The organism is Solemya velesiana gill symbiont, from assembly GCF_002020805.1.
Taxonomy (GTDB): Bacteria; Pseudomonadota; Gammaproteobacteria; order Chromatiales; family Chromatiaceae; genus Sedimenticola_A.
On the sequence record NZ_MPRJ01000093.1, the window covers coordinates 1 to 10,330 of the forward strand.

General features: G+C 55.9%; 10 protein-coding genes and 2 pseudogenes. 5 read left to right on the forward strand and 7 right to left on the reverse strand.

Going from position 1 to position 10,330, the window contains the following annotated elements; genetic code table 11:
• A pseudogene (locus BOW53_RS11450) lies at positions 1-200 on the forward strand (IS5-like element ISCARN85 family transposase); the annotation flags it as partial.
• Positions 201-355: 155 nt separating this feature from the next.
• Here the strand turns inward: BOW53_RS11450 and BOW53_RS11455 are convergent.
• From BOW53_RS11455 to BOW53_RS11475, 4 genes are all read right to left on the reverse strand, one after another.
• Positions 356-1,126: a hypothetical protein gene (locus BOW53_RS11455; protein WP_245832132.1), complete on the reverse strand. Its 771-nt coding sequence runs from the start codon at positions 1,124-1,126 to the stop codon at positions 356-358.
• A gap of 845 nt (positions 1,127-1,971) precedes the next feature.
• Entirely contained in the window at positions 1,972-2,412 is a 441-nt protein-coding gene (locus tag BOW53_RS11465; RefSeq protein ID WP_078488120.1) for a ribosomal RNA small subunit methyltransferase A, read from the reverse strand.
• A 50-nt stretch (positions 2,413-2,462) separates the two neighbouring features.
• A complete protein-coding gene (locus tag BOW53_RS11470; protein ID WP_078488121.1) occupies positions 2,463-3,644 on the reverse strand; it encodes a diguanylate cyclase in 1,182 nt (393 codons plus the stop codon).
• Positions 3,645-3,742: 98 nt separating this feature from the next.
• Entirely contained in the window at positions 3,743-4,405 is a 663-nt protein-coding gene (locus BOW53_RS11475; protein ID WP_078488122.1) for a V4R domain-containing protein, read from the reverse strand.
• Positions 4,406-4,558: 153 nt separating this feature from the next.
• Here BOW53_RS11475 and BOW53_RS11480 point away from each other — a divergent pair, with 153 nt between their 5' ends.
• The gene (locus BOW53_RS11480) at positions 4,559-5,167 is read left to right on the forward strand and encodes a putative metalloprotease CJM1_0395 family protein (protein WP_078488123.1); all 609 of its coding nucleotides are present in this window, start codon (positions 4,559-4,561) and stop codon (positions 5,165-5,167) included.
• A 30-nt stretch (positions 5,168-5,197) separates the two neighbouring features.
• Here the strand turns inward: BOW53_RS11480 and BOW53_RS11485 are convergent, their stop codons facing one another.
• Positions 5,198-6,334 carry a PQQ-dependent sugar dehydrogenase gene (locus BOW53_RS11485; protein ID WP_078488124.1) on the reverse strand — a complete coding sequence of 379 codons (1,137 nt, stop codon included), beginning with the start codon at positions 6,332-6,334 and terminating at the stop codon, positions 5,198-5,200.
• Positions 6,335-6,368: 34 nt separating this feature from the next.
• A complete protein-coding gene (locus BOW53_RS11490; protein ID WP_078488130.1) occupies positions 6,369-7,409 on the reverse strand; it encodes an agmatine deiminase family protein in 1,041 nt (346 codons plus the stop codon).
• 131 nt (positions 7,410-7,540) lie between these two features.
• Here BOW53_RS11490 and BOW53_RS11495 point away from each other — a divergent pair, with 131 nt between their 5' ends.
• From BOW53_RS11495 to BOW53_RS11505, 3 genes are read left to right on the forward strand one after another with little or no spacing between them, the layout of a single operon-like run.
• Positions 7,541-7,852, forward strand: coding sequence for a lipid A-modifier LpxR family protein (locus BOW53_RS11495; protein WP_078488125.1), 312 nt, complete (start codon positions 7,541-7,543; stop codon positions 7,850-7,852).
• Positions 7,853-7,896: 44 nt separating this feature from the next.
• Positions 7,897-9,456, forward strand: a complete 1,560-nt coding sequence (locus tag BOW53_RS11500; RefSeq protein ID WP_245832133.1) for a lipid A-modifier LpxR family protein — start codon at positions 7,897-7,899, stop codon at positions 9,454-9,456.
• Entirely contained in the window at positions 9,453-9,872 is a 420-nt protein-coding gene (locus BOW53_RS11505) for a hypothetical protein (RefSeq protein ID WP_425442929.1), read from the forward strand. Before BOW53_RS11500 ends, BOW53_RS11505 begins: the two co-directional genes overlap by 4 nt.
• Positions 9,873-9,923: 51 nt before the next feature.
• On the opposite strand, the pseudogene BOW53_RS11510 reads toward BOW53_RS11505, so the two are convergent.
• Positions 9,924-10,330: pseudogene (locus BOW53_RS11510) on the reverse strand (hypothetical protein); the annotation flags it as partial.

Sequence of the window (10,330 nt, forward strand, 5' to 3'; positions counted from 1 at the left end):
ACCGCCAAAGAGCAATCGCATATCCCCATGGGAATATGATAAGGCCATGTACAAAAAACGGAATGAGGTAAAAAGGCTGTTTCGGAGATTGAAAGGCTTAGAAGGATTTTTTCACGCTTTGATAAATTGGATGTCGTATTTTTGTTTTTATTCAGTTCGCGCTGATCGTTGATACCTTGATTAGTGTTAACAGGCCCTAGGCTGCATAGCGTTTCTTGTCATGCCGGAATACGACGAAACTTGGGCTGGTATTCTTTATCAGTCCACGCAGAAATCGAATCAGGTGCTTGACCTGCATGGCGCCTTGGTAGAGCTGAAAATGGATCTTGCCTTGAGCGGTAATGGCGTCAAGAGGCTAAAGGGGGTTAGGCCGTTGCGTGTCACAAAGCTCGTAAGCCGAGTGCGGGATTTGGTTAATGTGTTCGAAAGGCGGTTCCCAAGCATTTTCCTCGTTTATCCAGTTCTGCAAGGGGATGACCATTGGCAGATGGCCGTTCGGGCGATACCAAGAGTCAATGCTCCAGGGAAGCCTGCTTTCCGTATCGGTTATTACGGCCGTCCAGTGAACTTCGGTGATAATCCAAGGAAGGCGCATTTTGGGCTTTGAGATCATCCACCCGGGCAGTTCCCCGGTATCGCGGAGGATATGCAGATAAGTCGTGGTGTTGCTGGAATTATCGATACAATCCGTCCGCCCCTCAACGTCCTCTTCAAAATCATTAATGGAAAGATCGTTGGCTAACAACGGCTGATACTTTTCTGCCAACCGTTCCATTTGCCAGATGCCTATGCGTACGCGTTGCAATCTTTCGTAAATATTCGAGCCCGAGCAAATCGCCATGCGTTTTTTCACGAGAGCTATATCGTCAGCTGTGAAGGTGACGGTCTGTCTGCTCGCACACGACCAGTTAAAACAGATACGCAGTGTCACGGATCCGTCCGGGGCGATCACGTACTCAGGTGCAAGTGGAGACGTAACAGATCCGCTGGCGATATCAAGAGAAGCGGGGTGCAACGAGGTGGCGCCACCCATCCCGGTGTAACCGGCGAGCATGACGAATAAAACGATTACGACGGTTCGGGAGAGCTTGGCAGGCATTGCAATGGCGTACCAGGTTTGCTCCATAGTAAACCTTAAGACCTTGATTTTATGGCATAACTCATTACATGCAGCATGGTTTTTGCGGCGATTCGATCGATCTCGTGCAGCATATACAGGCGACATGTGCATCTTGGTCTGCAAACAGGCGTCGGAATTGCTCGAGATATGGTATGCACGGCAAATGAAAACCGTTTTTTCTGCGACAACTACGATAAAGTCGCCTGGTAATTAAAGCACGACAAAATCGCTTGGTGTAAACGCATTGTCAAATGAGAGTTTCGGCATGATCTGACAAAGCGGCCTTTTACCGGCTGGGCCAGCCGGTCTCTTCGCTGATACCTGCCATTATGGCAGGTCGAACTCAATTACTACGAGGTTTGGCAACGCGCAGAGGCATCAGTTCAAAGTGTCATGTTGGCGTCGAGTCAAACTTCCCGGAATCGAATACGATCGAAACCGGGAAGCGAAGCACTATCAACCGCGATCGGGTTTAGGCTCAAGAACCGGCTCTGGGGCTGGTGGTGCCGGCTCGGGTGTTGGCTCAACAGTCGGCTCCGGTGCTGGTGGCGGCGGCTCATGTTTCATGGTGTTACAACCCGCGAGTCCTCCCAGTATCACCGCAACAGCCATAATGGTAAGAGGGAGTTTATATAGATTTTTCATTTGTCACTACCTGTGTTTAAGTGTTGGAATATCATGTAATTTAGAGCACGGTAACGGTGTATATGCATGGCAGCCAACACCCTTCAAACAAAACCGTCCATCCTTCCACTGAACAATATCCAAGTTTTATATCTTGCTGTCAACGGTAAAAGGGATCCAGCCTGACCATGAAGCGTGACCCGGGGAAGGGCTCTGGTCAACCAACTTCATGAAATCGTTGGGCGCAAGCCCCGCCGCTGCGAAGATACGTTGCCCTTGATGCAGTGAGCCTGTTCAAGCAGGTGGAACAGGATGGATGTCGATATGTTGTAAGGCAGGTTGCCCACAAGCCGTAGCGGCTTTCCGTCTTCAGACAGTTGGCAGAAATCGAACTTCGTTGCATCGGCATTATAGGCATGTATCTTACCCAGATCGGTGCACATTTCAGCCAGTGGGTGGAGCAGATCCCGGTCGAGCTCTACCGCCTCAAGCCTGCCAATCGCTTTAAGAAGCTCTTTCGTAATAGCGCCCTGACCGGGCCCGAACTCTACCATATGACCTCCCTCTTTGGGGGATATGCTGCTGACAATACGGCGGATGATTCCCTGCTCATGTAGGAAGTTTTGGCCAAACCTTTTCCTGGCCTTGTGTACTGGAGGGATACTCATTATGAATTAAGTCTGCTTTGGGCAAATTGGAGCTTGCTGCTATATAGAGGTCAAGCCGTCTTCACCTTGTTACGACCGGCAGCCTTGGCGGCGTACATAGCCGAATCCGCCGCATCCACTAAATCCTGTGCAGACTGTGCATGCTCCGGATAAGCAGCGACGCCGATGCTTGCACTCAGCTTAAGTGCTTTACTGCCGCCTATTCGAAAGTTGTATTCAGAAATCCGGGAACGCAGCCGTTCTGCCAACTCCCGTGCATTAACGAGACCGGTTTCCGGAAGAATGGCAGTAAACTCCTCTCCGCCATAACGCGCAATAAAGTCCGTCTTGCGAATGGTTTTCTCCAGAATCTGCGCGGTATCACGGAGTACCCTATCTCCTGCACTGTGGCCAAAGCTATCATTGACACGTTTAAAGTGGTCAATATCAAGCATGAAAATCGATAGAGTCAGATCATATCTTTCAGCCCTGTCCATTTCCTCACGGATTCTTTCCTGAAACACCTGGCGGTTATACGCGCCGGTCAATGCATCATGGCTGGCAAGATGCCTCAATCTATCCTCCATGCGCTTCCTGTCTGTTATGTCGCGATCCACTCCCCTGTAACCAATGACCTCTCCATGTTCATTGAAAAAAGGAGCACCGCTTGTCTCAAGGATGACACGCCTTCCATCCTTGTGGAGATTGACGTTTTCAATCCTCGTGATTAATGCGGCACGTTTTTTCCACTCGTTAAACGCTGCTAACAGTTTTTTACCCTCTTTTTCAGGCATCATTTCAAATGGGGTACGCCCAATCATCTCTTCTGGCTTGTAACCCAATATCGATTCAACCTGCGGACTGGAATACCTGAAAGCCCCGTTGCTATCAACTTCCCATATCCAGTCATTGGTGGATTCCACCAGTTGCCTGAATTTTTCTTCACTAAGCCTCAACTCCATGATCAGCTTGTTGAGTTCATCCTGGGATTGCTTCAGCTGCCGCACCATGTCTTCAATACCGATACTGACAGTTTTAAGGCCAGGATGATTTATATCAGCGACGGGGGCATTGAAATCGCCCAGCCCGATACGCCCGAGCGTTTCAGTAAGCGCATCGGCATCTGCCAATAACTGCGCCATGGAACGCCGATACCGGGCCTGCAACTCATTGCGGCTATCGAATAACTTCAGAATCTCTTCCCACAGTGCTTTCTCACCATCAGAGAATTCATCGAGATTGACTTCAGGCATGGGGGTGCCGGGCGTGTCTCCCTCAGTTTCTCCAACAATTCTACCAATCTCTGCATTGCCAGTACTTCTTATGCAATCCGTAAGCTGGAGCCCAATTTTCAGTCCAGTTTTCCGTAGCGTTCCTGTGCCTCCACCACGTATTCATGAATGCGCGATGTGTGCCCCATGACAAATATGCACTGGTCATCACCGTTTGCCCGACAGGTGATTTCACGAGCGGCCAACTCGACACCGAAGGCCACTTGGCACCAGCCTGAGGAGTACCCCGCGTTCATCAGGCAGACTGGCCGGTCTGTCTCTATCTTCTCCCGCATGTAGGCGTCGGCTTCGAAGGAGTAAGGATGATCATAGATAAGGTAGTAATTTTCATCTGTAGTCGGTGCCGACTCAGGGAAGATGTCCACATATGCCCAGCCTACGAAGGCGAAGTGGACCGGACCGGCAGATAGCGCCGCCGGACCACGCTCCAGCATCAGTTTCTCCATGAAGAATTCAGCGTCCTTTATGCCAGCAGCCCGCCCCAGGCTGTACGCCAGCTTCTCGGCCGCAATCCGTCCGTACTCCTCTTCCAGGATCTTGCGGAGTTGCACACTGAAAGTGGCGGCCCGGGCAAGAATATACCGCTCGCCGCTGATAGTGAGTGTTCCAGTTTCAGGCTTGCGCTCTAAAGAAGAAAAGAAGCCTTCCATCTGCTTCTCAGCTTCCAGAAAAAGCGGCTCGAAAGGTTCGGGGCAGGACACAGTCTTCGGCTTATTACACATGGCCGACAAGCCTCCGTAGAGTTTTTGTTGTTGCTACTCTAAGTAAACACCATTTCAAGCAGAATGTAAGTGAGCGAGGGGCCTGGGTTCCCAAGCGCCAATTACTCCTCTGCTATACTTGAAAAGTACGCGCCACAGCAGGTTCTTTTTTCCATGGAAATCACTTCCCTCACCTTGCATCCGTATCAAGGTCAGCTCAGCAACAGCACCGGCAAGGGAACCGCCCAGGAAAACAGCAAAGGAAAGACGGCAACAGAAGAGACCGGAAACGGACTCGAAAAAGAGCGCCTCACCACCCAGGAGCAGACACAGGTGCGCAAACTGCAGCGCCGGGACCGGGAGGCGCGCGCCCACGAGCAGGCCCACATCGCCGCGGGCGGCGGCGTAGTGAGAGGCGGTGCCAGTTTTCAATACACACGCGGACCTGATGGCAAACTCTACGCCGCGGGCGGCGAGGTGGCCATCGACACCAGCGGGGTCCGGGGCAATCCCCAGGCGACCGCACTGAAGGCCGAAACCATCAAGCGTGCGGCGCTGGCCCCCGCTAATCCATCAAGCCAGGATCTTCAGGTTGCCGCGGCTGCCACCCTCATGGCCGCAACGGCGCGTGCCGAGATTCGGGTGGAAGCGCGCGAAGAGCTGAAAGAAGCGACTGAAGCCAACAGTCCAGGCACTCCCGGCAACAGTCTCCAGCAGAAGCTATCGGAAAGTGGCGCCCTTGAAGATGAAGAGAAGCGTGGCGCAATAGATACTTTCGTTTAAAAAAACCAGCTGCATTGATAAACGCACAACTCAGTCGGCAGGCTCCAGCCTCACCAGTTGACCATCGGACGCATCGGTAAGCAGGTAGATATAGCCATCGGGACTGTTCCGCACATCGCGAATACGCCCCAGTTGCCCCTTGAGCAGACGCTCCTCTTTCAGCACCTTTTCACCGTCCGTCTCGAGACGCACCAGCAACTGGAACTTGAGGGAGCCGACAAACAGGTTACCCCGCCACTGGGGGAACTTGTCACCGTTATAGAACATCATCCCCGAAGGGGCGATGGAGGGTACCCAGTAGTAGATAGGCTGGGCCATACCCGGCTTGTGGGTGCCCTCGCCTACGGGGATACCGATGCCATACTCGGCACCATAACTGATCACCGGCCAACCGTAGTTGGTAGCGGGGGCGATCACGTTAATCTCGTCCCCTCCCTGGGGGCCGTGCTCATGAATCCACAACGCGCCACGGTCCGGATGCAGCACGGCACCCTGGGGGTTGCGATGACCGTAGCTGTAGATCTCGGGACGGGCTCCCGCCGTGTCGACGAACGGATTGTCCCCAGGCACACGGCCATCATCGTACAGGCGAATCACCGAGCCGGCATGATCGCCGAGTTTCTGGGCCCGCTTGCGCTCACCGCGGTCACCTATGGTGATATAGAGATAGCCTGCTCCGTCGAACACCAGCCGCGAGCCGAAGTGTCGGCCGGTACCGCTCTTGGGTTGCAGCTGGAAAAGCAGCTGCCAGTCCACCAGGCGGTTGCCCTGCAGCCGCCCGCGCCCCACTTCGGTACCCGTGCCTCCTATGCCCCGGGCAACATATGCGAGGTAGATCCACCCGTTGTCTGCATAATCGGGATGCAGCGCCACATCCAGCAGACCGCCCTGGCCATGGGCGGCTATTTCAGGCAGTCCCTTCACGGGTTCCGGCAACAGGCGGTTGTTCTCAATCAGCCGCAGACGCCCCGGGCGCTCCGTGACCAGCACCCGGCCATCGGGAAGAAAAGCCATACCCCAGGGATGCTCCAATCCTTTGACCAGGGTCACCGCCTTGAAACCGGCGGCCTGCACATTATGGGGTGTCACGTATAGCGCAGCGAGGATAACAGCGACCAGCAGACTGGCGAACAAAAGGCGTTGCCGTGTGATTAGATCTCTTAACATTCTGACGTCCCCCAACTATTAATCCGGCAACGTATTAGGCCAGCATACCCTGGAATAGTTGCATGGTGACGCAGTGCAGACTGCCGTATTGAAGCACCAATGGACTGCAGTCGATACCGACCACCTCCCTGTCGGGAAAACAGCTGGCCAGTCTCTCCAGCGCAACCGTATCGGCCGGGTCGTTGTAGAGAGGTACCAGCACCGCATCGTTGATTATCAGAAAGTTAGCATAACTGGCGGGAAGCTGATCGCCTTCGGTATTGCGAATCGGCGCGGGTGACGGCAACGCCACCAAACGGTAGGGCTCATCATTGCCATCCCTCAACGCCTTCAGCTCCTCCTCCATGCGCCTGAGTTCGGGATAGTTGATATCATCCGCCTCACCACAGGCCTGGTAAGCAATGGTATGGGAATCGCAGAAGCGCGCCAGGGTATCGATATGGCCATCGGTATCGTCGCCTGCCAGGCCACCATGCTCCAACCACAGAAAGCGGCGGACACCCAACCACTGGCCCAGTTTAGACTCCATGCGCTGTTTCGTGATACCGGGATTTCGGGTCTCGCTGAGCAGGCAGCGGCTGGTGGTCATCAGGGTGCCCTCACCATCGGTCTCGACCCCGCCCCCCTCGAGCACCATGTCGATGGATTCCATGGGAATCACCCCGAACACGCCCTGTCCCTTCAAGGCTGAGGTAATGCTGTTGTCCAGTTCTGCTGGGCACTTCCCGCCCCAGCCGTCGAATGTGAAATTGCACAACCGGGGTACGTTGCCCTGGAGCACTGTGATGGGACCGTGGTCCCGTGCCCAGGTGTCGTTGGAGGGTGAAAGTGCAAGGTGCACCCGGTCCATGTCAACACCCTCGGTTTTCAGCAGCGATTCGATATGCGCCTGGTGGGCTTCGTCGTTGCACACAACGAGCAACCGTTCGCGTTTTGCAACCTCGCGTGCAATGGCCACAAACACCGGCTCCACCCTCCCCAGGTAGGGCGCCCAGTCCCCCTGACCATGGGGCCAGGTCAACATCGCCCCGTCCTGTATCTCCCATTCCGCCGGTAAACGCCGCGCATCAGTCACTACTTTGTCTCTCCAACCGAGCTCATCCAAGCCAAGTTTATCTGAACAGCAAATATACGTACGATAGTGTTCTGCCCCTTGTTACTTTAGTATCCCGCACCACAATCAAAATAAAAACAAGGTGTATCAACATGAACCGCTCGAGCCTTATCGCCCTGGCAGTGCTTTGCCTCGCCCCCTGTATCGCCAGCGCAGAAGAGCACAACGAGGGTGGCACCCTCTACCTGGAGCAGGATTTTCTCTCCCTCGACAACCAGGACAGAAACTACACCCACGGCATGGCAGTCGTATGGTTCGGCAAGCGTGTCACGTCGGATCACTTTCTGACCAACAACGTCCGCAAAAAGATTGATAACGCATGGGGACTGAACGAATCCTTCGATAAAGACCCCTCCCACAGTTTCATGCTCAGCCTCACGGCCTTCACCCCGGAAGAGACCTGACGACCACTGCACCGATTTACGACGATCGCCCCTATGCGTCGCTACTGGGATTTACCAGCAGCAGAACGTCCCTGAGCAACGCTGGAGACAGCTCGCTTAGAACCGGCTTCACTCTCGGCGTTCTGGGTCTGGACCTCGCACGGGAAATTCAGACCTGGCTTCATGACAAGCAGGGCGGCGACCGACCGATGGGCTGGCACAACCAGATCTCCGACGGTGGCGAACCGACATTCCTCTATTCCGTGGAACATCGTGATCTGCTCCTGGATGACTACAAGTCAAAGGTCAACTGGGATCTCACCTTCAGCGCAGGTGCCAATGTCGGCTACTACACCAACGGCTCTGCTGGTTTCGACTTCCGGATGGGCCGCATCGCCACTCCCTTCCACAAACACCAAACCCCCTCTCTCGACCCGTTCAACAAGAAATTCCAACCTCTTGTTAAAGCGAAAAAGGCTGAAAGTGCAAAAAAGGATTGCTACGTCTGGCTGAGATACCGTGCCAACCTCTTCGCCTACAATGCCCTGCTGCAGGGACAGTTCAGGGACAGTCCGGTGACTATCGACTCGGATCAAATGAACCGCCTAGTGCATGAAGGTGGTGTCGGCGTAACCTGGGACATCAGCAGGTACTCCACCCTCACCGGTATCACACCGGACCTGGAGATCTTCTCGGTGGACGAGGCCTTTCTGGACGTCACCCACTGCCAGCGCCTGCTGGGCGCCCCGACGGCCATTGCCCGGGAGGTGAAGCAGGTGGTGTACGACGCCTCCGGCGGCGTGCTCTGCTCGGCGGGGGTGAGCGGCGACAAGACCACCGCCAAGTATGCCGCCAAGCTGCAGAAGCCCGACGGACTGACCGTCATCCCCCCCTGGGAGGCGCGTAGCGTTCTCGCAGGGGTGCCGGTAACCGAGTGGTGCGGTGTCTCCACCGGCATAGGCCGTTACCTGTCGTCCCGGGGGGTCCATACTTGCCAGGATATGCAACACTTACCCATAGGGGACATTGGCCAGCGCTTTGGCAACCCGGGACGACGCATCTGGCTGATGACCCAGGGTCTGGACCCGGAGCCGATACACACCAACGTGCCAGCCCCAAAGTCCATTGGTCATGGGAAAGTGATGCCACCGGATACCCAGGATATCGACGTGATACACACCTTTCTGCTGCACATGTCGGAAAAGGTGGCCACGCGGCTGCGGCGCCATCGCTTCCGCGCCCGCACCTTCTTCATCGGGCTGCGGGCCACCGAGGGATGGCTGGGGAGCAAGTACCGCCATGATCCGCCCACTGACGACGGCGCCATCATCATGGGCCTGTGTCATCGCTTCACCCTGGAGCAGTGGCACGGCGAAGGGGTCTACCAGGTCCAGGTCACCGCCCTGGATCTACGCCCCTTGGGAGACCAGCTCGAACTCTTCGCCCCGGACCAGCAGCGCAGGGAGCGCCTCAACCAGGCGCGGGACCAGATCAACCGGCGCTACGGCGAATTCGCCCTCGCCCCGGCGCGGCGGCTGCTGCGCTCGCACATGCCCAACGTGATCGCCCCGGTCTGGAAGCCGTTCGGACACCGCGAAACCATTCTCAACCGAGAGAAGGATTGAAGACCATGTGCGGCGGCGTCTACTACATGATCGACGGCCAGGAGGTGAGGACCTACTTCCCCAACCCCAAGGCCCGGCTGCCGGTGAAGAAAAAGGATGGCGGCATCGAGCTGCTGCCCTGGGGCCGGCGCAAGAGCCAGGCGGGGAAGCTGCCCCTGGGAGGCTGGGCGCGGCTGGAGTCCATCTACGAGGGGCGCTGGGACAAGTGGTTTCCCACCCCGGTGAAGCTGCAGATCTCCCAGTTCATGGAGAAGGATATCGAGGGCAACAGCCACTGGTTCGACCTGACCCCCGGCAAGTGGGTGCAGGGCCTGGTGGCCCACTGGGACAACGAGCGACGGGTCTACGTGGTCACCGTCACCCCCGAGATGGAAGGAGCGGTGCACGACCGCTGGCCGCGCATCATGAGCGGGTGAATAAAAAAAGCCGGTGGTGTAACTCCACCGGCCTCGGAAAAGCGTTAACCGCTAGGGAAAGGACTGCTTGATACCCGCATCGCCGTCAGAAGTCGGCACCGATTCAAACGGTGATTGGCTTGTTGCAATGACAAAGAGGCAGTCCGCGGTAGAGCTGCCTGACGTCAGCTTCGGGCCGGCCATGCCGGGCGAAGAGGTGTAGCCCCAGGAGTTGACGGAGATGACCGGCCCACTGCCAGTTTCGGTATCCATGGGCTGCACCCTGGGACCGCCGGAAGAGCCGCCTGAAAGGCCGCAACTGGGCAACCACCAGTTGGTGTAGTTGATGCTGGCTGCCTCTTCCGTCGTCATGTCTTCAGCGCAGTACATGAAATTGGGATCATCGCTGTAGGAGTATCCCAGTGCATGGGTGAAACCGTCATCGACGCTCACACCGAGAAAGCTGACCGGAAGCGCGC